Here is a 21824-nt window from a genome sequence, read left to right as displayed (position 1 = left end):
GGCACATCGGCGGCGTCATGCCGCCGTCGTTTGCGCGAACGGTCAGCGACCGCGCGAGCGATTGCGCTGCGGACGCTGGCCGCCGCGCGCACCGCCGTTGCCGGCGCCGTCGGCACGATTGCCGTTCGCGGTGCGCGGGCCGCCCTTGCCGGCGCCTCGCTTGCCACCCGCGCCTTCACGCTTCGGACCGGCGCCATACGACGCACGATTGCCGTCGACATCGCGACCGCCCGAGCGATTGCCATAGCCCGACGGCGCAACCGGCAGGCTGCCGTAGCCGCTCAGGCCAGGCAGGCCGGGCGCGCCGCGCCGGCCGCCGCCGCGACGCGGCTGATCGAGCTGACCATGCGTCGTCAGCACCGGCTCGCGGCTGATGAAGCCCATCGACGTCTGCATCGGATCGGGTTGGCGGCGCTCCTGCTGGCCGCCGGCGCGCTTGCCCTTTTCTTCGGACGGCGCCTTCAGGCCGACGGTCGCCATCAGCTTGCGCACCTGCGCCTCGTCGAGCTCTTCCCAACGACCGCGCTTGAGCCCGCGCGGCAGCGGAATCGGGCCGTGACGCGTGCGGATCAGGCGGCTCACCATCAGGCCGGCCGCCTCGAACATCCGCCGCACTTCGCGGTTGCGGCCCTCGGCCAGTGCGACGTGATACCAGTGGTTCGTGCCTTCGCCGCCGCCATCGCGGATGCGCAGGAAGTTCGCCGGACCGTCGTCGAGCTCGACACCGTGCAGCAGCTTCTGACGCATCCCCTCGGACAGCTCGCCGACCACGCGCACCGCGTATTCACGCTCGACGCTGTAGCGCGGATGCATGAAACGGTTCGCGAGATCGCCCGACGTCGTCAGCATCAACAGACCTTCGGTGTTGAAGTCGAGACGGCCGACCGCCAGCCATTTCGCCGTCTTCATCGGCGGCAGGCGATCGAACACCGACGGACGACCTTCCGGGTCGGCGTGACTGACGATTTCGCCGGTCGGCTTGTGGTACAGCAGCACGCGCGGCGGCTTGTTGGGCAGCTTGCGCTTGACCGGCTTGCCGTTGATGCGGACCTGGTCGGTCGGCATGATGCGCTGGCCGATGTGCGCGGGCTCACCGTTCACCGACACGCGGCCGGCAACGATCAGCTCTTCCATTTCGCGGCGCGAACCCATGCCGGCTTCCGCCAGCACCTTGTGGAGCTTCGGCGCATCGTCGTCCGGCGACAGCACGCGCTTATTCGCCGGCTGGGCGCGGCCGCGGCGCAGCATCGGCGCACGCACGCCGCTGCCGCCCGCGGCGTTGTCCGCGTCGAACGCCGGCGACGTCACGTAGGCGAACAGATCGTCCTGCGATGCCGCCTCGGTGCCGGCATTCGCGACGGCGCCGTCGGTTTTGGCCGCGCCGCCGCGCCGCCCCTGACCGCCCTGCGCGGCCTTGGCCGCACCTTCGCGCTTGCCGGCCGGCTTGCGGCCGCCCTTGGCCGCTGCGTCCTTGCGCGGCGCACGCGCGGGTTGCGCGTCGGCAGCGTCGGCCGGCGGCGCATCCGCGGCTTCGCCGCCTTGCGGTTCGCCATCGGCGCCCTTCGATTTGGCAGCAGCGCGCCGGCGCGCGATCAGGCTGCGCGGGCCGCGCCGCAGGCCGCGACGGGGACGTTCGTCACCACCCGCGGCGCCAGCGTCCTGCTCCGGCGCATCGTCAGCACGCGCGGCCTGCACGGCAGGCGCGGACGATTCAATATCGTGGATATCTGTCAAAACAACCTCAAAATGTCAGGTCTCGCGCCCGGCCCGGGCGCGGCAAGAAGTCGGCCGCGATCAGGCGCGGCGCTGTTCGGGTTCTGCTTCGTCGTCGGGCAGCGCGTCGGCGCCGCGGGGCGCGCTCGCACTGCGTACGGCATCGGCCAGGCTGTCGGACGTATCGTCCAGCATCTCGCCGTCCGCGGGACGGGAGCGCGAGGCATCGGCCTGGCCAGCCTCGCCCGGCATGTCGCCGGCCGCTTCCGCTCCGTCTCCGGCAGCCGCATCGGCGGCCGGCTTGCGGTCTTCCTCGTTCCATTGCTCGTGCAGCGGCTCGGGCTGCACGCCGGCCGGCGCTGCTTCGGCGCCGCCCTGCTCCGCCTGGGCGCGATCAGCTTGCAGCGTATCGCGATTCGGCGTTTCCTGCGTCGACGCTGCGCCCGTGGCAGCGTCGACCGGCAATTCATTCGGTGCGTCATGCGGCTCGTCGGCCGCCGGTTCGACGGCCTCCGGCTCCGCTTCCGCAACCGCCGCATCGCCGTCGAAATCCATCGCCTGTTGGGCAAGCAGCGCGGCCTCGATGTTCGCCGCGGGCTCCTCGAGCGCCGGCAGATCGTCGAGCGCCTTCAGGCCGAGGTCGTCGAGGAACTGCTTGGTCGTCGCGTACAGCGCCGGGCGGCCCGGCACGTCGCGATGGCCGATCACCTCTATCCAGCCGCGATCCTCGAGCTGCTTCACCACCTGCGTATTGACCGTGACGCCGCGAATCTCTTCGATGTCGCCGCGCGTGACCGGCTGCCGATACGCGATGATCGCGAGCGTTTCGAGCACCGCGCGCGAATATTTCGGCGGCTTCTCGGGATGCAGGCGATCCAGAAAATGGCGCATCGCCGGCTTACTCTGGAAGCGCCATCCGGTTGCCAGCGCCACCAGTTCGACGCCTCGGCCGGACCAATCCTGTTTCAGATCTTCGAGCAACGTGCGGACCGTGTCAGCCGACACGCCGTCGGCAAAGAGCTTACGCAAATCGCCGAGCTTCAGCGGCTCCTGCGCACAGATCAAAGCAGTCTCGAGGACGATCTTCGCCTCTTGGGTATTCATGCAGCTAGGCCAGACCCTGTGGTCAAACGAACCGGATCAACGAACAGACGAAAGGAACGGAAGACGCGCTCGCCCGATTCTGATCGGTCATATTGATGGGAGCACGAACCGGGGGCGGCGAACCAACTTCAAGCCAGGCCCAAACCGGACGGAACAGCACGGCTCAACGGCGGAACCGCGTGACTGAGCGCCATATTACGCAAAATTGCCCGGTGCGTAAAGATAAGCCGATCGCACTACTCCGCCTCATACCACGCTGCTCCATTCCGGCTGCGGTGCGGGTCGGCCATGCGGCACAGTGTCGGCGTCGGCGCGTGGCGTGCACGCAAGCGGTGCTCGAAAATCGGCGTCGAAACACACGACCCACGCCGTAGACGCACATGCGCACAACCCACGCCTAGTCCAGATCCTCCGCCCTCGACGGCATCTGGCGCACCAGCTCCCAGATCGCCTGCGCGGCGGGCGACAGCGACCGGTCACGGCGGCGCACCAGTTCCACGGTGCGCTCGGTGCGCGGCATGAGCGGCCGCGCGACCAGCGTCGATCCGGCGGGCAGCGGCAACGACAGCCACGGCTGCACGCTCACGCCGACGCCGGCTTCGACGAGCCCGAACACGGTCGCCGAATGACCGAGTTCCTGCACGACCGTCGCGTTGACGCGGTGAGCGGCCAGCGCGGCGTCGATCAGCGGCCGGCTTCCGGACGCGTGGTCGAGCAGCACGAGGCGCTCACCCTCGAGCGCCGCCCACGGCACCGAGTTGCGCGCCGCGAGCGGATGATCGGCGCGCGCTACGAGGCAGAACGAATCGGTCATCAACGGTTCGCAGACGAGATCGCCGGCAGCGAGCGGGCCGATGACCACGCCGAAATCGACTTCGCTCGATTTCACCTTGCGCAGCACGTCGCTCTGCACGTCGTCGCGCAGCCCCAGCGTGACGAACGGAAACTGGCGCTCGCACGCCGCCACGACGCGCGGCATCAGTCGGCAGGCAATCGTCGGGCTCGCGGCGACGATCACGCGCCCGCGCCGTTGTTCGCCGATCTCGCGAATTTCACGCAACGTATCGTCGAGATCGTCGATCAGGCGCGACACGCTCGCGATCAGATTGGCGCCGACGTCGGTCAGCTGCACGTCGCGCGTGGTCCGGTCGATCAGTTTCAGCCCGAGCTCGGCCTCGAGCTCACGCACGCACCGGCTGACCGCGGACTGCGTGAGCCCGATCTCGTCGCCCGCGCGGCTGAAGCTGCTGAGCCGCGCGACTTCGATGAATACGCGAAGCTGCCGCAGCGTTACGTTCATCTCCACCCCTCATCAATCGTCGCCATCGATGCGCGATTCTAATGCCTGCCGAGCGACGACACGCCGATCGAGCGCCTATCGGCCATGTTTCGCTGCGGTGCAATATCACCGCAAACGCACGTGACGCGGGCGACTTGCACAAGATTGGTGATTGTCCCGATTTGCTGGCGGGTTATTTTGGCGTCTTATACGCCCCTAGCTGACTTAGCCGTCAGCCCGCTGCCAAGCGGCTCTCGAGGGTATCGCCCCAGACATGGCACGCTTCATGCGTGAGATGGCGTACAGGGCGCAGGTTTCGTCGGGCGGAAGGCAGAAACGCCGCTGCCGGCCAACCGGACGCCCCCACCTGGCACTCGACGCTCGAGTGCTTGAAGAGTGCGCGGCGCAGGGCAGCGCACCGGAGTTAGCTTCGCTGAGGTGAGGACATGATGCTGTTCGACGATTTGAGAGATAACGAATGGGCGCTGGTCGAGGGTCTGTTTTGCTCGGAGCCGGCTCGGAGCGAACGACGCGGCCGTCCCCGCGTGGAGGCCCGTTCGGTGGTCAACGCCGTGCTCTGGGTACTGTCGACCGGCGAAGGCTGGTCGAAGCTGCCCGGCCGCTACCCGTCGCCGCCGACCTGCCGCCGTCGTTTCGACGAATGGCAGGCTGATGGTACGCTCGCCGAAATCGTCAAGCGACTCGGCACGAACGGCCGTCAGATCTCGCTGCGCGGCCGGATCGGCGCAACTGCGGCAAAGCCGCCCGCACCGCCCAGCCGCGACCGCCTGCGCGGCGCGTTCTGGACCAACCCGGAATCGTGGCGCGCACCCGTGAAGATGGCGTAACGCATCCGTGATCGGGCGGCTTCGGCCGCCCGGTTCGTTTTGGCGCCGCGGCGTCGTGCACGCGACGGTCGTCCCGTCGGCGTCGTTGTCGCGTAGCGATACATCTATTTACTAATATTTACAGCAAGCCTGCACTCCCGCGCTTACCTTAGCGAAATATCAACAAGCCGCACCGACGGCTTGAAGGGAGCCCGCCATGAAACCAATGTCACTGCTCGTTGCATGGGGCATTGTGATTTCGCTGGCGCTGACCGCCCCCGCACGCGCTGACGATCGCGCGAAACCGCCTCACCGCCAGCAGGATCACCGCACCACCCTTCGCCAGCAACCACCGCCGGCATCGTTCAATCGGCAGACGGTGCCGCGTGGCGATTTGCGCGGCGACATTGCAAGCAATGCACGCGCGCGCATCGGCCCGCAGTTGTCTGAGCCGCGGCGTCATCCGTAGTCTGCAGTCCGATATTGGTACGTCGCATCGCAACGGTTCCCTAAAGAAAATCCCTCGCTTGGGGAACTGGCCGCCAGCCGACGAGTCACATGGTTGCCATGAGCACAGCGTGGCAACAGCAAAAGTATCCGGTACGCCCGTATCCTCGCGATACGGGCTTTTTTTTGACATCGCCCGCGAGCGGACGGGCGAGGAAGGGAGTGCGCTGCTAGAGGCGGCTTTCGAGGATCGACATGGCGCCCGCATCGCTCAATACGTAGTCGTCCATACGACGATCGACCCAGGAGAGCAATTTCTCGTCGCGCTCGAGGCGCGCACATTCGGCTCGACCGCTGTCGGTGAGTACCGCGATGTCGACCGGGGCATGAAAACCCGGTGCAGGAGCGACGGTTTTCTGCCTGACCGTGTCCATCAGCCCCAGCGACCGGAGATACTCGAACACGCCCGGGCGGCGCGCCCACGGTACCTGGCGGTACTGCACTCGTCTCAATGCGTCGAGCACCGCTTCGTTGGAATACGTGGCCATCTCGATTCTTTCTTAAAGTGCAGCGACAATGCGAAGCGGCACGTCGGGCAAAATCACCACCCGCGGATACCGCCACCGGTTCTGGGGGCCGAGATTCGGCGTCGCGTCAAGGCTGGATCGTCACTGATCCATAAAAAGACACCATACCCCAATCAAATTGATTCTGTTCGATTCATTTGCACTTCTCTTCATCTGTTTCATGCTCTGTCGCAAGCAGCGGCGGCACATCGCCATCGCCGCCGCCGCAGTGTTCTGGCTGCTCGCCACCGGATGGCTCGCCGCCCCGCTGATCGCATGGAGCGAAGCTGGCGTCGCACCCGTCGAGCACCCCGACATGCACGGGCGAACGACGTTGATCGTGCTCGGCACCGGGACGCGCCGCAGCGACAACGGCCTGCGACCGCCACCCGATGGCGAAGCGCGAATCCGCAAAACCGCTGCGCTCTATCGCGTCTGTCGCGAACAGACGATCCGCTGCACCGTCGTAATGTCGGGCGGCGACCCGCAGCGTCACGGCGACACCGAGGCTGCCGTCTATGGCCGCCTGTTGCTCGCACAGGGCGTTGCACCGGCTGACCTCATTCTCGAACCCGACAGCCGCACGACCTACGAAAACGCCAAGTTCACTGCGTCTATACTACGCTCACAACATGACGACTCGCGCATTCTCGTCACGTCGTCGTACCAAATGCGGCGCGCGCTACTCGATTTCCGTCACTTCGGCATCGATCCGCAGCCGGTGTACGCGAACCGCCGGCTCGCGCAATGCGGCTTGCTGCCCCGTTGGCGCAATCTGGCGGCGGCGAACCAGGCGGTGCACGAGCTCATCGGTATCGCCCAGTTCTACGTATATCGGCAACTCGGCTGGTTTTGAAGGCGTTGCGACCCGTGACCGACCGCCACTACACTGCGCCGAACGGCATGCGCATGACGAATTTAGCGAAGTGTTGCGCGACTTCAACGAGGGGTTGCGCCGCGCGGCGATCCGGTTCACATTGATCCGTCACTTTTGTTACACTCGTCACGCACTCGTTTGCGGTCGCCAGAAAACGGCAACATTCGGGTTCATCACCACTTTAGCGGAGGTAAAGCAATGAAGAAGACGTCCCTGGCTATTCTGGTCGCGATGTCGGCGCTGACTGGCGCAGCGTATGCGCAAGAGAGCACGCAAATCCAGACGATCACCGATCCCGCAAAAATCGCCGAAATCGAGCAACGCGCGCAGGCGCTGCAACAGCAGCAAGCGGCCGAAGCGGCTCAGCCGATGATGCACGAAGAGCATCACGGCAAGAAGGCTGCCCACCACAAGGCAACGAAGAAGGCCGCCAAGAAGGCCGCCCCGGCAGACGCTGCCAGCCAGTAAGTTCGACGGCACCGCACAAGCGAAAAGCCGAATCCGGGCAACCGGGTTCGGCTTTTTTGGTTGTGCTGCCCGCGCGCTGTGCTAAAGTCGCGCACCGAAATTTTCCACTCGTACGCACCGCCGGTGCGGAGGACAGCATGAGCAACATTCAACTCGACATCGAGTGGACCGAAGCAGCCACTCGCCAGATCAAGCAACTGATGCCGCGCGGTTCGGCCGATGCCTTCCTCGCGCTGCCGCCGATCGAATGTCTGCCGATGGAAGGCGACGTGCTTTTCCTCGGTCCGCAAGGCAAGCAGCAACCGTTCATCGTCGCAGAACGCCAGTATCACCACGACGGCGATGCCGACTGGACGATCATCCTGATTCTCGACGTTCCCAGCGCGTCACATTGATCGCTTGCTGTCGCGGCCGGCACTCGCGCCGCCACGCCGACGCCGCGTAGTTGCTCGAAAACGGCGAGCACGGTCCGCTGCCGCTCGAGCCGCAGCGCAGCGGCCTCCACCGTCACTTCTGCTGCCAAAAAAATTGCCCGCGCTTCAGACGAAGCGCGGGCAAAACCGTCGCCCTACGAGGATAGGCGACGGGGCCATCGAAATCCGCGCGCTGCGCGGATCATCATCGAATGCGCCGGCGCTCGTTGCACCGGCATATGCGGACATCGACACCGTTGGTCGGGCGCTCGCGACGCACGCCCGGCATCTGACGCCATCCTCCCTGCCCTAACGATTCCAACTTATAAAGCAGGTTGCATGCCAAGCGCGATTTGTCGCGCACACCATTGATTTTTAACGGAATTCCGGAGCGTACGGAAACGATGTGGGCCATCGTGTCGCCGTAACGCGAGGATGTTACGTAACATCCCAACAGGCATCGGTCATGGCACGCATGCAGGCTTGCGGCGCGCGAACATAAAAAAAGCCCGCCGAGCGGCGGGCTTTACGAGACGGGATCTCGCGACGATCAGCGCAGCTGGTTCACGAGCAGCGCCATGATCTGCCGCGCCGGCGACGACGTATCGATCGCACCGGAATCGTCGACCACGGCCACGCGCGTCTGGTCGGGCGTCAGCGCCTTCACGTTCACGCGATACTGCTTCGCCTGCTTTTCCTTCTTGCCGTGGAACAGTTGGCTCCAGAAGCCCTGCTCGGCCGCGCTCAGATCCTTCGGATCGACGTACCGGACGAAATAGAGGCCCTTCGTGCGGTCGCGATCGTCGACCGTGAAGTTCGCACGATCCAGCGCCAGGCCGACATGCAGCCACGACCGATCGTACGGCTCGCCGAGCGTGACTTCGGACGGCACTGCGCTCGTCTCGACGTCGTTCGCCTGCGATGACGTGCGAGCGACGTTCTGCGCAGCGATCGCCGCAGCCGCGGCCTTCGCTGCGTCGGTATCGGCCTTCTTGTCCTTCACGACGACCGTGTTGTCCTTGATGTTGGCGATCGGCGGCTCGCCGTTCTTCGCCCGCTGCTCGTTCTGAGCGAGCACCGCCATCAGGCGCTTCAGGTATTCGGCCTCGAGCGCGGGATCGTTCGGCTTCGCTTCCCACTTGCTCGAATCGTTGTTCGCGCCGGTGATCGCCTCGCGCATGCCCTTCTGGCTGATGAACACGTAGGTGCCACCGTTCGGCGCGGTATCGAGGCGGGTGCGGTACTTGTTGCGCTCGGCCGTCACGTAGGAATTGCCCATCGCCTTCGAGATCACGCTGCGAATCAGGCCGTCGTTGATCTGCGGGTGGGTTTCGTTCCAGTCGGTTTCCATCACGCCCTTGTCGCGCTGATCGACGACCAGCAGGAAACCTTGCTCCTGCCAGAAGCGGCGCACCTGCGGCCAGATCTCGGCAGGCTTTCTGCCGTCGATCACGAGCCAGCTCTCGGTGCCGTCGCGCTGGATGTGCATGCCGCTGACGGCCGGTGCGACGGTGTCCGTCGGCGGTGCTGCCTGCTGCACCTGGTTGAGCGCGGACAGGGAAGTCGCGCCGCCCTGGGGCGGCAGCGAACGCTGATCGGCCGTCTCGTCGAGCATGTTGGGCGGCACTGCGAGCGACGCTTCCTTCGATTTCGAATCGCTCTTGTAGTCCACTTTCGTGGGCGACGACGTACCGCAACCGGCGACGAGCGCGCCGGCGGCGAGCACTGCAGCGAACCGCATGGTAAGACGAAGATCAGTCATGTTCGGGGAATCCTCTTCCGCTAAATCACGGCGCTTTCCGTGGATCAACCTTGCATTTTACCGGGGCTGCGCCGGGCTGTGCAAAAAAGCGACCGACAAGAAAGAACCCGCGTCGGCTTGAACTGACGCGGGTTCTTATCTGGTCGGGGCGAGAGGATTTGAACTTTCGGCCACCCGGCCCCCATGCAGGCCCCAAGTCATTCCCACCGCATCCCCGCCGATCCACTATTGCACACTTCTTTGATTTTAAACGACTAATTGACCACTCCGAGCTCAATTGGGGCCGCTAGAATGCACGACGGGCCTCCGAAATCGTGCGAGCAAATGTGGGGGCAAAAATTTGTTCCTTGCGAAGAAAGCGACGACGGGACTCACGAGGAGAGAACGGCAACACCGACACCGGCCGCCGACCGACGACGTCTTGCCGACGGACAGGGAATCTTCGGCATCGTCCGCGCAGGTTTGAACGGGATCTCCGTGCGGTTTTCACTGCGCGACCGATCGACCGGGGCAATTCGAGAGATCCGGGAAGCGCGCGATAAGGCGCGAGCCCACATCGGTTCAGGCGAAGACCCGCTGAAGCGAAGACGAATCGGTAGACCTAAAAAGGAAGCCCACATTGAGGCCAATGCCGTTGCCTTGGAGCAGAAACTGGCGCTCCGCGCCGCGCCGGACGCGCACTCGAGTCGTACAGCGACCCGGCCGGCTTTGCCATGACCATCCGCCACTGGCGGTTCGAGCACAACGATGCGCGAGGGCCATCTACCCTTTCGGCAAGGGCACGCTGACGCTTGTCGACACCGCGTTCACCGGTAACTGCGCGATCTATGACGACGCGGCGCTCGCCCTCGGGGGCTTGATGGCAACGCGTGAGCGTTCTTCCCCCGTCCGCAACGAGGCCGCGCGCGACGGCGCTGCAGCTTACCGCGGACTACGATTCGCTCGTGTCGTTCGACGCGACGCGGTTCCAGTCCAACGGGGCGCGCGACAAGCGGCCCCCGTCTACATGATCAGCCCTGCATCGCAGATGCGAGCGACCAGCGTCACGATGATGAAGAGCCTGTTCCGGGGCAGCAAGGCTCGCGCCGGCGCGAGCATCTACAACCTCGACGTGGGTACCTCGCGGTCGCGGACAAGGAGTACCCGTCCGGCTCGCTTTACCGGCCGAAAAGCTGAAGCAGGCCGTCGGGCCTTTTCGTATCGCGAGTTGGAATTCGTTTCATTCGATACGGTGCGCGTGGCAATGATAAGCGCCTGATCTATCAGGCGCTCGACCGAGAGCCCGCATGTGGCGACAGCGATGGGCCGATGGCAAAACGGGGCGGTCAGGCGGCTTGCGTACGCGTCGCCGTCATGCATTGGACGCTCCGATTTTCATGAAAACACTGAAGGGGGATTCAATGAGACGGAAATATTTTCACCAGAAACTGACGCGCCTGAATTGCAAGATTAAAGGTATTGGACGGGCTGCATTACCGGTTTTATTGTCGAGCGCGATAACCGGATGTGGTGGTGACGACAATGTCACGTCGCAGGTTTTCTCGTGTGCCACCGACGTCTATCCATCGAATACCGGGGCTACCACGCCAGCACCCATTCTGGCATCCCCTCAAGTCTGGAGCTTTGTTAGCGCGCCAAATCTGCACCCGATGAAAGTGAATGTCAATTACTCCAATCCCGCGCAGCTGGCCGAGGGATTGATTTTCAATTCACCTTATACGGGCTCGAATACCGCAATGTATGGGCAGAATGGCGCGTTAATTGCCGACAATGCCGGAAACCCGGTGTGGTTTAACGCATTGAATAGCGTAAGCCTGATGAATTTTGATTTTCGCGTCCAGCAATACTTTGGCATGCCGGTTTTGACTTTCTGGCAAGGCACCGTTGCTACACCGCCCGCCTACACCAACTTGCCGTCCGGCGCAGCAGAGCCAGGAGCATGTTATTACATCGTCAATAACCGTTACCAGACAATAAAAACCGTCTCCGCACGCAATGGCTTTGTTGCCGACAATCACGAATTTCTGATTACGCCGAACAATACTGGACTATTCCTGGCAACCAAGGTGGTTCCCATGGATTTGACGCCATATGGCGGACCGAAAAATGGGGCAATCCACGATTTTTCCATTCAGGAAGTAGATCTGACCACAAATGAGTTGGTCTTTTTTTGGGACGCGAAGGACCACATCGCGTTGGAAAGCTCGCATCTCCCGGCCTCGACTGCCACCGCCACCAGTAATGTCTGGGACCCTTATCACCTGAATTCATTGGATCTTGTAGCGAATAATAACAACGATATCGTGTTCTCGGCCCGCAGCACCTGGACGGTTTATCGCCTGCACAAGCCCACGGGTGAATTTGTCTGGAAGCTGGCTGGAGACGGAAGCGGAGATTTCAAGATTCCCGCGGGTAATGCGCAATTTTCATGGCAACATGATGCCCGCTATATCTCCGATAATGTAATCAGCATGTTTGATGATGCTTGCGATGATTGTTATGCATCAATTCCGCCAGGAACCGCACCTTCACATGGCCTGGTGCTGAATCTCGATTTCAACAACATGGTCGCAACGGCACAGACGTCGTACTACCACAATCCAAACCTCTTCTCCTCCGCGCAAGGAAACATGCAATGGCTGGGAAACGGCAATAAATTTATCGGCTGGGGGAACGGGTATTACACTGAATTTGCGCAGCCCGGTAACACTGAATTAATGCCTGCGACCAGCACACTGTATGACGTAAAAATGGCTGGCGACAATATCTCGTACCGGACGTATCGGCAGGCGTGGGTGGCTACGCCATATTATCCGCCAAGCGTAACGGTCGCAGCTGGTAACAGCGGCCCGGCCGTATATGCTTCGTGGAACGGTTCAACGGAAACGAGATCTTGGCAAGTATACGCCGGTGCTGCCGCGAATAATTTGAGACTCATAGCCAGCAGCGCGAAAACCGGTTTTGAGACGAAAATCCCCTTGACCGGGAATAGCTATGCTTATGTTCAAGTCAAGGCGATCGACAACGCTGGCGCAATTATCGGGGTCTCTGATATTAAAAATATATTCAAATAAAGCGGTTATTGGAAATCCCGGTCCTCAATAAGTGGATCCCCGGCAGAATCTGGCAACGACGCCGCAAGACGCAGTAAGCGGCGACTCCTGCCGCGGTCGGCATGGACGCGATGTCAGTATCGGTGTGATCGCAGTGAGCACCGCACTGGTGGCCGGCGCGCGGTCAGTGAGGCAGCCGTTCTATGCTGTGCCGCGGCCTGCTGCTGCAGAGCGAACTGAACGACAGCAGATTCGGGACGTCGGTCCACACCTCCGCCAGAGAATCTGCCGGATCGACGAGTCGAGTACGTGTGAGCTGCTCTGTAGCACGACATGACGCTCACCGAACCGCTTGCGTCGACACCGAGCGATGGCCGCAGACCCAGAGAACGAAAAGGCACGGATGCTTCGCGCCCGCGGACAATTCCCCGCGGCTCCCCCGAAAGCCATCCGTCTTGCGAAGCAAACCTTGGGGCAAAAAATCCGCCCCAAATGGAAAAGGCCTTACAAGCATTGCTTGTAAGGCCTTGATTCCTGGTCGGGGCGAGAGGATTTGAACCTCCGACCACCTGCACCCCATGCAGGTACGCTACCAGGCTGCGCTACGCCCCGAAAGAATGAAATTATAACAGACAGTTCTTCGGTTTTGAACGGGTCGCATGCATTTTGTGAAGTCCGCACGAAATTTCCTGCCACACGATCCGCCTCACGCGTCGCGCTTGCGCGCGATACACACCACCGTGAGTCCTGCGAGCCGGTTGAATGGAAACATCGGCAACTCCGCCCGGCAGATCAGCTTGAGCAGACCGTTGACGACCGGATGATGGCGGCGTAATTGCGACGCGGGTTCGCGTGCGCGCCGCTGCATGCGCTCGCTCAACCGTAACGCGGCCGCAAGCGGAAATGTCAGGCCGAAATAGTACGCGCTGCGCTCGACGTCGAGCCCGGCGCGACGAGCGACGTCCTCGAGACCCTCGAGCGTATACCGGCGCTTGTGCTCGAGAAAATCGTCATGCGCGCTCCAGAGGAACTGGAACGCGGGAACGGTGATCAGGAAGCGGCTGCCGCCCGGCGCGCCGGCCACGTAGTGCGCCAGCAGCCCGACATCGTCGTCGACGTGCTCGAGGACATCCATCAGCAACACGAGATCGGCGTCGCACCGATCGACGGCTCGCCGGAAGTGAACGGGCTTGCCCGCGGCCTCGCCGTCTGAATCGTCGGCGTAGCTGGTGTCGACGCACCACGCCTCCGTGGCCCGCGTGCGTTCGAGCAAGTGCCTGGAAAAGAATCCGGAGCCCGCGCCGACGTCGAGGATCCGCTTCGCGTCGCGCGTGCCGAGGAAGCGGCGGATCGCCGCTGCCTTCGACGCGTAGTACCAGTGATCGCCAACATCGGCTCCCAATACGTCGAGTTCCTTCAAATCCATGACGCCCCCCGTGTCGGCCACCATGCTTTGATTTCTACGGCTCCTGATCGCGATCTTACCGCGCCGCGCCGGCCGAACGCGCGCCAATGTGACGCGGACCACCGGTCGCCCACAGGTCGGGCCGAAAACCAAACGGCCGTTTGACCGCACCGCCCCACCGGCCCGAATCCATTGCGCCGTCGCGCATCGTGCACTGCGGCATACGCCGTCGCTGTTTGGTTACGCCGCTCTAGCGCGCTATGACACACTGCTCAGCATCGACGGACGCGCGTTGCACTGACGGCGCGCCCTCGTCGATCACGACAAGACATGGAGACAGACGATGCGGAATGCGGTCCGGCGCGGCCATCGCTCGCCTTTGGCAATTTTCGACTGGAGGTCCGGCTCGCGGCACGCGGCCGGTCGCGCGTTGCACGGTGCGTCCCGTGCGCTCGGCGGCGCGATGCTGGCCGTCGCACTTGTCTGTGCCGGATGCGCGGAACCGGCCGCGCAGCGCGACGGCAATGCGTCGGCCGCCTCGACGCGAATCGAGCGCAGCAAGGCCGAGCGCCTCGCCCGCGAGCAGCAGATCGCGCGAACCGTGCCTTCGCTCGCATCGCTCAGCCTCACGCAACCGCGCCCGTTCACGCTGCGCGACTCCGGCCAGAGCGGCGCGATGACGTTCCTGCGCGACGTCGATTTCCGGATCGTCAACGACCTCGGCTTCTTCGTGCACCAGCTGTCCGCCACGCTCGTCCCGACGCAAGCGGGCGCGCCGATCGTGTTCGACGATCCGACCAGCTTCGAGATCGACGTGCACGAAGGCACGGTCACGCTCGACAACGCGAAGCTGACCGCCCTCTTCGACACCTACATCTTCGGTTACCGCAACGCGCCGCTGCGCAAGCTCGCGGTATCGGCCGGCGACGGCGTGATCCATCTGCAAGGCGAGATGCGGCGCGACGGCTGGGTGCCGTTCTCGCTGACCGGCACGCTCTCGATCCGCGACGGCAGCCAACTCGTGTTCCACCCGACCGGCGTGCGCGTGTCGGGCATCAACGCGCAGCCGGTGATGCGCGCGGCGAACGTGAAGATGGCCGACCTGCTGAAGATCGAGACGCCGATCGCACATCTGGCCGGCGACGATCTCGTGATGTCGGTCGACAAGCTGATGCCGCCGCCGCGGCTGAAAATCACGATCACCGCGCTGCGCGTGACGCCGGCCGGCCTCGATCTGACGCTCGACGACGGCTCGCATGCCGGCTTCGCGCTGCCGCCGAATGCGTCGCAACAGGCGATGTACATCCGCGGCGGCGACGTGAAGTTCATGCGCTCGATGCCGATGAACGCGGACATCCTGATCGGCCCCGTCGATTCGACGACGCGTGATCGCAATTTCGTGTTCGACCTGTATCACTATCGCGATCAGGTGTCGGCCGGTTACTTCAACTTCGACGAAAGCGGTGCAATGACGATCCGGATGCCGTCCTATGCCGGGCCGGCCGGCAGCGCGGCGCTCGGTAGTGCGGCCGCGCGGCTGAACGACCGCTTCCTGGCCGCGCAGCAAAGCGCGCTGCGCGACGCGCGCGAACACTGGGAAGCGTCCGCGCTGGCCGCGAACGCACCGCCGGCCGGCATGCGCAAGGTCGCGATGCGGCGCACCTCGACCACCCCGTTCAACGAACGCCACGTATCGAACCGCAACCCGACGATCCATCTGCACAACGTCGACTTCAACCTGTCCGGGGACATCGGTTTCCACGTCGAGGATCTCGACGTCCAGCTCGTTGCGAAACGGGCCGGCGATCCGGTCGATCTCGACGATCCGAATCAGTACGACATCCGCATTCTCGGCGGAACGGTCGTCGAGTCGTGGAAGGCGATGTCCGCGCTCTTCAACAACTATCTGCTCGACTACTCGCCGCGCTCGCTGAACGACCTGCAACTGAGCGCGCAAGGCCAGGACCTGCGCGTGCGCGGCGGCATCAAGCTGTGGAATCACGTGCCCGGCGTATGGCTGCCCACCGACATGACCGGCTCGCTGGCGGTGCTGGACGACCGGCACCTCACATTCAAGCCGACGCAGGTGTCGGTGGTCGGCATCCCGCAGGCGAAGCTGCTGCGCGCGCTCGGCATCGAGCTGGCGTCGCTGACGCCGCTGCGCCGCCGCGGCGCGGAGCTGCGCGGCGATACGCTCGTGCTGGACCAGTACACCGTGTTCCCGCCGCCGCTGCTCGACGGCAAGCTCGCCAAGGCGACGGTCGAATCCGACGGTCTGCGCCTGAGGTTCCGGCGCGTCGCCGACGCGCCGCTGCCGAAGCGGCCGCAGATCGACGCACGCAGCTACATGTGGATGGAAGGCGGCGACATGAAGATGTTCAACGTGCTCGAACTGAACGTGCGCGCGTTGATCCGCAATTCCGCCGCATCCGGCCCGATGCGTTTCGACCTGTACGATTACCGCAGCCAGGTCGCGCAAGGATCGGTGCGGATGCTGCCGGACGGCACGCTGGTGGTCGACATGGGCAAGCCGAATCCGCTCGCCGCGCGCTGACACGCACGGGCGGCGGCTATGAAAAATGCCCGGTGACGCAGCGCCAACCGGGCATTTCATTTGCCGACCAATCTGCGGTCAGTCGTGTTTCAGTCCGTCGATCACGTCGAGGAGCGCTTGCCGCAATGCGGCCACGTCGACCGCCCCACCGGCCTCACCCGCAGCCTGTACGTCGGCGACGCGCTCGTCGCCCGCGGGCGCTGCCCCGGCGGCGCGCTCGCCGCCCGGCGAATCGAGGCGATTGCGCGCGCCGTTGATCGTGAACCCCTGTTCGTACAGCAGCTCGCGAATCCGCCGGATCAGCAGCACTTCGTGATGCTGGTAATACCGGCGGTTACCGCGCCGCTTCACCGGCCGCAACTGCGTGAACTCCTGTTCCCAGTAGCGCAGCACATGCGGCTTGACCCCGCACAGCTCGCTGACTTCGCCGATCGTGAAGTAGCGCTTCGCGGGAATCGGAGGCAGGACGACTTTCTCAACCGTGTTGGTCATCGTCGGTTAACCGTCGGTAAAGGACGCGCGGCGGCCGCGCGGGGACATCGGCGCGCGGGCGTTACTCCGCGCCGTTTTCGACCAGCGCCTTCAGCTTCTGGCTCGCGTGGAACGTGACCACGCGACGGGCCGCGATCGGAATCGCCTCGCCCGTTTTCGGGTTGCGCCCCGGACGCTGCGGCTTGTCGCGCAGCTGGAAATTTCCGAAGCCCGACAGCTTGACGCTTTCGCCGTTCTCCAGCGCGTCGCGAATCACTTCGAAAAACGCCTCGACCATGTCCTTCGCTTCACGCTTGTTCAGCCCGACGCTGTCGAACAGCAGCTCCGCCAGCTCCGCTTTCGTCAGCGTGGGCGTCTCGGCGGACACCGGCGCGGACGCGTCGCGGTTCATGGCGCTGCGTTGCGCCGTCAGGAGGGCTTCGAATTCACTCGAGGTCATGTCGTTCATATCTGCGATACAGCGCGTTAAATCAAAACTTGCGATGGGGAAAAACCACCCGCGAACGGGTGGCCCCTCTCCTTAGCCGCGCAGGCGGGCGCCCACGCGAGCCATCCGCTCGACCAGCGTGTGGATCGCCTGATCGACGACCTCGTCCTGCAGCGTGCCGGCCGCGTCCTGCAGCGTCACGCGGAAGGCCAGGCTTTTCTCATGCGCCGCAAGACCACCGGAAGTGTTTGATTTTGCACGAAATTCGTCGAAGAGTACAACCTTCTGAACGAATCGGCACGCGTCCTCGGCCAGCGCCTTCTTCATTTCGTCGAAAAGCGCCTGAACCTCGACCGCCTGATCGACGACGACGGCGATGTCGCGCCGCACCGGCGGGAACTTCGACACGTCGGTCGGCGCCGGCAACGCACGCGCCATCAGCGCCTCCGTATCGATCTCGAACATCACCGGCGCGTGCGGCAGCTCGTATTTCTGCATCAGGCGCGGATGCAGCTCGCCGATCCAGCCCACCGCGCAACCGTCGATTTCGATGCGTGCGCTGCGTCCCGGATGCAGGGCCGGATGCTCGGCCTTCACGAAGCGCGCGACGGCGGGCGCGAGCAACGCCTCGAGATCGCCCTTCACGTCGAAGAAGTCGACCGCGCGCGTCGCGACGCCCCACTGTTCGTCGAGCGCCGGGCCGTAAGCGAGCGCACCGACGCGCTTCGGCTGCGAATAGCCTTCGACGGTCAGCTCGCCGGCCTTCGCCGACGGGTCGGTCAGGAACACGCGGCCCGCCTCGAACACCCGCACGCGATCGGCGCGACGATTCAGGTTGTGGCGCAGCACCGAGATCAGGCTGCCGAACAGCGTCGTGCGCATCACCGACAGCTGGCTCGCGATCGGATTCAGCAAGCGGATCGGATTGTCGTTGCCGGCGAAATCGTGCTCCCACTCGGCATCGACGAAGCTGAAGTTCACCGTTTCCGCGTAGTCGCGCGCGGCGAGCGCATGACGGATGTCGTGGATCGAACGCTGCGTCTCGTTGGTCGCGCGCATCTCGCTCGTCGCGACCGGCGGACGCGCCGGGATTTTCTCGAAGCCGTAGATGCGCGCCACTTCCTCGATCAGGTCCTCCTCGATCTCGATGTCGAAGCGGTGCGACGGCGGCGTGACGAGGAACGCATCGTCGTCACGTTCGAACGGCAGGCCGAGGCGCGTGAAGATGTTGGCGATCTCGTCGGCGTCGATCTTCACGCCGATGATCCGGTTCGCGCGCGACACGCGCATCTTCACCGGCGCGCGCTGCGGCAGGTTCACGGCCTGATCGTCGACCGGGCCGGCCTTGCCGCCGCAGATCTCGAGAATCAGCTGCGTGATGCGCTCGACGTGCTCGACGGTCGTCGCGTAGTCGACGCCGCGTTCGAAGCGATGCGCGGCATCGGTCGAGAAGTTGTACTTGCGCGCGCGGCCGCGGATGCTGTCGGGCCACCAGAACGCGGCTTCCAGATAGATGTTGGTCGTATCGAGCGTGACGGCCGTGCTGTCGCCGCCCATGATGCCCGCGAGGCTTTCGACCTGACGGTCGTCGGCGATCACGCCGACCGTTTCGTCGAGCTCGACCGTGTTGCCGTTCAGCAGCTTCAGCGATTCGCCGCGCTTGCCCCAGCGCACTTCGATGCCGCCGTGAATCTTGTCCAGATCGAACACGTGCGACGGGCGGCCGAGTTCGAACATCACGTAGTTCGAGATGTCGACGAGTGCCGACACGCTGCGCTGGCCCGCGCGCTCGAGGCGCTCGACCATCCATTGCGGCGTCTTCGCGCGCGCGTTCACGCCGCGGATCACGCGGCCGGAGAAACGGCCGCACAGATCGGGCGCGGCGATGCGCACCGGCAGCGTTTCGTCGAGTTCGACGTGCGCCGGCTTGATGTCGATCGGCGTCAGCGGCGCGCCGGTGATCGCGGCCGTCTCGCGCGCGATACCGAACACCGACAGGCAATCGGCCTTGTTCGGCGTCAGCTTGATTTCGAAGATCGTGTCGTCGAGGTTCAGCGTGTCGCGGATGTCCTGGCCGACCGGCGTGTCTTCCGGCAGGATCAGCAGGCCGCTGTGGTCCTCGGACAGCTTCAGCTCGCGCGCCGAGCACAGCATCCCCTGGCTCTCGACGCCGCGCAGCTTCGACAGCTTGATCGCGAACGGCTTGCCGCCCTCTTCGGCCGGCGGCAGCTCGGCGCCGACCAGCGCGACCGGCACCTTGATGCCGGGCGCGACGTTGGGCGCGCCGCAGACGATGTTCAGCGTCGCGCCGGTGCCGGCGTCGACCTGGCAGACATTGAGCTTGTCCGCATCCGGATGCTTGACGACTTCGAGCACGCGGCCGACGACGATCTTCGACGTCGGCGGCGCAGCCTTGCTCAGCGACTCGACTTCGAGCCCCGCCATCGTCAGCGCGTGCGACAGTTCGTCGGTCGTCAGCTGCGGGTCGACAAAGGTTCTCAACCAGGATTCAGGGAATTGCATGGATGTCTACGTTCGAAACAGGTTAGATCGACGCCCGGGCCCCGGTGGAACGTCCGGCGGGGCGAGCGCGGGCACATGTCGGCACGGCGCGTGCGTCAGGCGAACTGGCGCAGGAAACGCAGATCGTTCTCGAAGAACAGCCGGAGATCCTGCACGCCGTAGCGCAGCATCGTCAGGCGCTCGAGGCCGCTGCCGAACGCAAAGCCGATATAGCGCTCGGGATCGAGCCCCATGTTGCGGATCACGGTCGGATGCACCTGCCCCGAGCCGGAGATCTCGAGCCATTTGCCGGCGTTCTTGCCGTGCTCGAACATCATGTCGATCTCGGCCGACGGTTCCGTGAACGGGAAATACGACGGGCGGAAGCGCACGAGGATGTCGTCGCGCTCGAAGAATTTCTTCAGGAAATCGGTATAGACGCCCTTGAGGTCGGCGAAGCTGATGTTCTCGTCGATCCACAGCCCCTCGACCTGATTGAACATCGGCGAGTGGGTTGCATCGCTGTCGACGCGATACGTGCGGCCCGGTGCGATCACCTTGATCGGCGGGCGGTTCATGCGCGCATATCGCACCTGCATCGGGCTCGTGTGCGTGCGCAGCAGCAACTGGCGGCCGTCGGCGTCCTTGCCTTCGACGTAGAAGGTGTCCTGCATCGAACGCGCCGGATGGTTCTCCGGGCTGTTCAGCGACGTGAAGTTGTACCAGTCGGTCTCGATCTCGGGACCGTCGGCCACGTCGAAGCCGATCGAGCGGAAAATCTGTTCGACGCGCTCCCACGTGCGCATCACCGGATGCAGGCTGCCTGCACCGGCGCCGCGGCCCGGCAGCGTGACGTCGATCGCCTCGGCGGCGAGTCGCTGGTTCAACAGCGCATCGGCGAGCGCCTGGCGACGCGCGGTCAGCGCGGCTTCAACCTGCTGCTTCGCGACGTTGATGCGGGCGCCTTCGGTCTTGCGTGCTTCGGGATCGAGCTTGCCGAGGCCCTTGAGCAACTCGGTCAGCGCACCCGACTTGCCGAGAAATCGGGCTTTCTCGTTTTCGAGCGTGGTGATGTCGGCAGCCTGTTCGAAGGACTGCTGCGCGTCGGCGACAATCTGGTCCAGATCCATAGATCCCATCATTTCCAACGTCATTCGGTCTCGGCGAGCAAATCTGCCCGCCAAACAAAAAAGGGGCTCGGAAGAGCCCCGTTTTCGCTGCAGCGGCCGAAACTACCGGAACATCGCTGCAACTAACCACGCAGTGCTAATTTCGCAATTAGGCTGCAACGGCGGCTTTCACCTGCTTGACGATCGCAGCAAAAGCAGCCTTGTCGAACACCGCCATGTCGGCCAGCACCTTACGGTCGAGTTCGATCGACGCCTTCTTCAGGCCGTTGATGAACACGCTGTAGGTCATGTCGTGCTGGCGAACTGCCGCGTTGATACGCGTGATCCACAGTGCGCGGAACACACGCTTCTTGTTGCGGCGATCGCGGTACGCGTACTGGCCAGCGCGCATCACCGCCTGCTTGGCGATGCGGTAGACGTTATTGCGACGGCCGCGATAACCCTTGGCCAGGTTGATGATCTTCTTGTGACGGGCCCGTGCGGTTACCCCACGTTTGACTCGAGGCATGTTTCGCTCCTTAGAGTATCAGTTGAGGGGTTACGCGAACGGCAGCATCGCGCGGACGGAGTTCAGATCGGAATCATGAACTGCCGTTGCGCCGCGCAGGTGACGCTTGTTCTTCGTGGTTTTCTTGGTCAGGATGTGGCGCTTGAAGGCTTGACCGCGCTTGACGGTACCGCCCGGACGCACCACGAAGCGCTTTGCAGCACTCTTCTTGGTCTTCATCTTAGGCATGACGAATAACTCCAGTTTATTTGATGGCGATGGGTGTGCGGTTGGCTTGCGCCCTCGACCCGCCCTTCG

At 63.9% G+C, this 21824-nt stretch carries 19 protein-coding genes, 1 tRNA gene and 1 pseudogene; 8 read left to right on the top strand and 13 right to left on the bottom strand.

Annotated elements, in window-relative coordinates; genetic code table 11:
* Positions 1-42: 42 nt before the first annotated feature.
* From rluB to MYA_RS06470, 3 genes are all read right to left on the bottom strand, one after another.
* Positions 43-1734, bottom strand: a complete 1692-nt coding sequence (gene rluB / locus MYA_RS06480) for a 23S rRNA pseudouridine(2605) synthase RluB (protein ID WP_034195583.1) — start codon at positions 1732-1734, stop codon at positions 43-45.
* Positions 1735-1794: 60 nt separating this feature from the next.
* Positions 1795-2817, bottom strand: a complete 1023-nt coding sequence (scpB, locus tag MYA_RS06475) for an SMC-Scp complex subunit ScpB (RefSeq protein WP_014722921.1) — start codon at positions 2815-2817, stop codon at positions 1795-1797.
* Positions 2818-3214: 397 nt separating this feature from the next.
* Positions 3215-4117: a LysR family transcriptional regulator gene (locus tag MYA_RS06470; protein ID WP_041493818.1), complete on the bottom strand. Its 903-nt coding sequence runs from the start codon at positions 4115-4117 to the stop codon at positions 3215-3217.
* 428 nt (positions 4118-4545) lie between these two features.
* Between MYA_RS06470 and MYA_RS06465 the strand changes: the two are divergent.
* A pseudogene (locus MYA_RS06465) lies at positions 4546-4941 on the top strand (transposase); the annotation flags it as partial.
* Positions 4942-5140: 199 nt separating this feature from the next.
* Positions 5141-5392, top strand: coding sequence for a hypothetical protein (locus tag MYA_RS29400; RefSeq protein ID WP_014722917.1), 252 nt, complete (start codon positions 5141-5143; stop codon positions 5390-5392).
* Positions 5393-5600: 208 nt separating this feature from the next.
* Here MYA_RS29400 and MYA_RS06460 read toward each other — a convergent pair whose 3' ends face one another.
* Complete coding sequence (locus MYA_RS06460; RefSeq protein WP_011884575.1) at positions 5601-5918, bottom strand: hypothetical protein; 318 nt, start codon at positions 5916-5918, stop codon at positions 5601-5603.
* 157 nt (positions 5919-6075) lie between these two features.
* Between MYA_RS06460 and MYA_RS06455 the strand changes: the two genes are divergently transcribed.
* The 3 genes from MYA_RS06455 to MYA_RS06445 all read left to right on the top strand — a co-directional run bounded on the left by MYA_RS06455 (position 6076) and on the right by MYA_RS06445 (position 7676).
* The gene (locus MYA_RS06455; protein WP_014722916.1) at positions 6076-6792 is read left to right on the top strand and encodes a YdcF family protein; all 717 of its coding nucleotides are present in this window, start codon (positions 6076-6078) and stop codon (positions 6790-6792) included.
* A 219-nt stretch (positions 6793-7011) separates the two neighbouring features.
* Positions 7012-7281: a hypothetical protein gene (locus MYA_RS06450; protein ID WP_014722915.1), complete on the top strand. Its 270-nt coding sequence runs from the start codon at positions 7012-7014 to the stop codon at positions 7279-7281.
* 137 nt (positions 7282-7418) lie between these two features.
* Positions 7419-7676: a hypothetical protein gene (locus MYA_RS06445; protein ID WP_011884572.1), complete on the top strand. Its 258-nt coding sequence runs from the start codon at positions 7419-7421 to the stop codon at positions 7674-7676.
* Between the two features lie 568 nt (positions 7677-8244).
* Here the strand turns inward: MYA_RS06445 and bamC are convergent.
* Positions 8245-9456, bottom strand: coding sequence for an outer membrane protein assembly factor BamC (gene bamC / locus MYA_RS06440; RefSeq protein ID WP_014722914.1), 1212 nt, complete (start codon positions 9454-9456; stop codon positions 8245-8247).
* Between the two features lie 1048 nt (positions 9457-10504).
* On the opposite strand from bamC, the gene MYA_RS30940 reads away from it, so the two are divergent.
* Together MYA_RS30940 and MYA_RS29395 are read left to right on the top strand one after the other, a co-directional pair.
* The gene (locus tag MYA_RS30940; protein ID WP_126220149.1) at positions 10505-10714 is read left to right on the top strand and encodes a hypothetical protein; all 210 of its coding nucleotides are present in this window, start codon (positions 10505-10507) and stop codon (positions 10712-10714) included.
* Positions 10715-10832: 118 nt separating this feature from the next.
* Entirely contained in the window at positions 10833-12530 is a 1698-nt protein-coding gene (locus MYA_RS29395) for an arylsulfotransferase family protein (RefSeq protein WP_238539582.1), read from the top strand.
* Positions 12531-13044: 514 nt separating this feature from the next.
* Here MYA_RS29395 and MYA_RS06435 read toward each other — a convergent pair.
* Positions 13045-13121, bottom strand: a tRNA-Pro gene (locus tag MYA_RS06435).
* A gap of 94 nt (positions 13122-13215) precedes the next feature.
* The gene (locus MYA_RS06430) at positions 13216-13935 is read right to left on the bottom strand and encodes a class I SAM-dependent methyltransferase (protein ID WP_014722912.1); all 720 of its coding nucleotides are present in this window, start codon (positions 13933-13935) and stop codon (positions 13216-13218) included.
* A 322-nt stretch (positions 13936-14257) separates the two neighbouring features.
* On the opposite strand from MYA_RS06430, the gene MYA_RS06425 reads away from it, so the two are divergent.
* Positions 14258-16468 carry a hypothetical protein gene (locus MYA_RS06425; protein ID WP_041493817.1) on the top strand — a complete coding sequence of 737 codons (2211 nt, stop codon included), beginning with the start codon at positions 14258-14260 and terminating at the stop codon, positions 16466-16468.
* 78 nt (positions 16469-16546) lie between these two features.
* Here MYA_RS06425 and MYA_RS06420 read toward each other — a convergent pair whose 3' ends face one another.
* From MYA_RS06420 to rpmI, 6 genes are all read right to left on the bottom strand, one after another.
* Positions 16547-16960 (bottom strand): MerR family transcriptional regulator, encoded by a 414-nt coding sequence (locus MYA_RS06420; RefSeq protein ID WP_011884559.1) that lies wholly within the window; start codon positions 16958-16960, stop codon positions 16547-16549.
* 61 nt (positions 16961-17021) lie between these two features.
* Positions 17022-17408 carry an integration host factor subunit alpha gene (locus MYA_RS06415; RefSeq protein WP_011884557.1) on the bottom strand — a complete coding sequence of 129 codons (387 nt, stop codon included), beginning with the start codon at positions 17406-17408 and terminating at the stop codon, positions 17022-17024.
* A 72-nt stretch (positions 17409-17480) separates the two neighbouring features.
* The gene (gene pheT / locus MYA_RS06410; RefSeq protein ID WP_011884555.1) at positions 17481-19910 is read right to left on the bottom strand and encodes a phenylalanine--tRNA ligase subunit beta; all 2430 of its coding nucleotides are present in this window, start codon (positions 19908-19910) and stop codon (positions 17481-17483) included.
* Between the two features lie 95 nt (positions 19911-20005).
* On the bottom strand, positions 20006-21019 hold the full coding sequence (gene pheS / locus MYA_RS06405) for a phenylalanine--tRNA ligase subunit alpha (RefSeq protein ID WP_006753318.1): 1014 nt from the start codon (positions 21017-21019) through the stop codon (positions 20006-20008).
* A 148-nt stretch (positions 21020-21167) separates the two neighbouring features.
* Complete coding sequence (gene rplT / locus MYA_RS06400; RefSeq protein WP_004192938.1) at positions 21168-21527, bottom strand: 50S ribosomal protein L20; 360 nt, start codon at positions 21525-21527, stop codon at positions 21168-21170.
* 30 nt (positions 21528-21557) lie between these two features.
* Positions 21558-21755, bottom strand: a complete 198-nt coding sequence (gene rpmI, locus MYA_RS06395) for a 50S ribosomal protein L35 (protein WP_004191477.1) — start codon at positions 21753-21755, stop codon at positions 21558-21560.
* Positions 21756-21824 lie beyond the last annotated feature (69 nt).

Source organism: Burkholderia sp. KJ006, assembly GCF_000262695.1.
GTDB classification, from domain to species: Bacteria; Pseudomonadota; Gammaproteobacteria; order Burkholderiales; family Burkholderiaceae; genus Burkholderia; species Burkholderia vietnamiensis.
Note: the sequence above shows the minus strand (reverse complement) of the source record. Positions and strands in the feature narration are given on the sequence as shown.

Bases quoted from the DNA above. Each gene is read 5' to 3' on its own strand.
- scpB (WP_014722921.1), bottom strand. From the start codon at position 2,817: ATGAATACCCAAGAGGCGAAGATCGTCCTCGAGACTGCTTTGATCTGT.
- MYA_RS06420 (WP_011884559.1), bottom strand. From the start codon at position 16,960: ATGACCAACACGGTTGAGAAAGTCGTCCTGCCTCCGATTCCCGCGAAG.
- MYA_RS06460 (WP_011884575.1), bottom strand. From the start codon at position 5,918: ATGGCCACGTATTCCAACGAAGCGGTGCTCGACGCATTGAGACGAGTG.
- MYA_RS30940 (WP_126220149.1), top strand. From the start codon at position 10,505: ATGATGAAGAGCCTGTTCCGGGGCAGCAAGGCTCGCGCCGGCGCGAGC.
- pheT (WP_011884555.1), bottom strand. From the start codon at position 19,910: ATGCAATTCCCTGAATCCTGGTTGAGAACCTTTGTCGACCCGCAGCTG.
- MYA_RS06415 (WP_011884557.1), bottom strand. From the start codon at position 17,408: ATGAACGACATGACCTCGAGTGAATTCGAAGCCCTCCTGACGGCGCAA.
- bamC (WP_014722914.1), bottom strand. From the start codon at position 9,456: ATGACTGATCTTCGTCTTACCATGCGGTTCGCTGCAGTGCTCGCCGCC.
- rpmI (WP_004191477.1), bottom strand. From the start codon at position 21,755: ATGCCTAAGATGAAGACCAAGAAGAGTGCTGCAAAGCGCTTCGTGGTG.
- rplT (WP_004192938.1), bottom strand. From the start codon at position 21,527: ATGCCTCGAGTCAAACGTGGGGTAACCGCACGGGCCCGTCACAAGAAG.
- MYA_RS06430 (WP_014722912.1), bottom strand. From the start codon at position 13,935: ATGGATTTGAAGGAACTCGACGTATTGGGAGCCGATGTTGGCGATCAC.
- MYA_RS06470 (WP_041493818.1), bottom strand. From the start codon at position 4,117: ATGAACGTAACGCTGCGGCAGCTTCGCGTATTCATCGAAGTCGCGCGG.
- MYA_RS06425 (WP_041493817.1), top strand. From the start codon at position 14,258: ATGCGGAATGCGGTCCGGCGCGGCCATCGCTCGCCTTTGGCAATTTTC.
- MYA_RS06450 (WP_014722915.1), top strand. From the start codon at position 7,012: ATGAAGAAGACGTCCCTGGCTATTCTGGTCGCGATGTCGGCGCTGACT.
- pheS (WP_006753318.1), bottom strand. From the start codon at position 21,019: ATGGATCTGGACCAGATTGTCGCCGACGCGCAGCAGTCCTTCGAACAG.
- MYA_RS29395 (WP_238539582.1), top strand. From the start codon at position 10,833: ATGAAAACACTGAAGGGGGATTCAATGAGACGGAAATATTTTCACCAG.
- MYA_RS29400 (WP_014722917.1), top strand. From the start codon at position 5,141: ATGAAACCAATGTCACTGCTCGTTGCATGGGGCATTGTGATTTCGCTG.
- MYA_RS06445 (WP_011884572.1), top strand. From the start codon at position 7,419: ATGAGCAACATTCAACTCGACATCGAGTGGACCGAAGCAGCCACTCGC.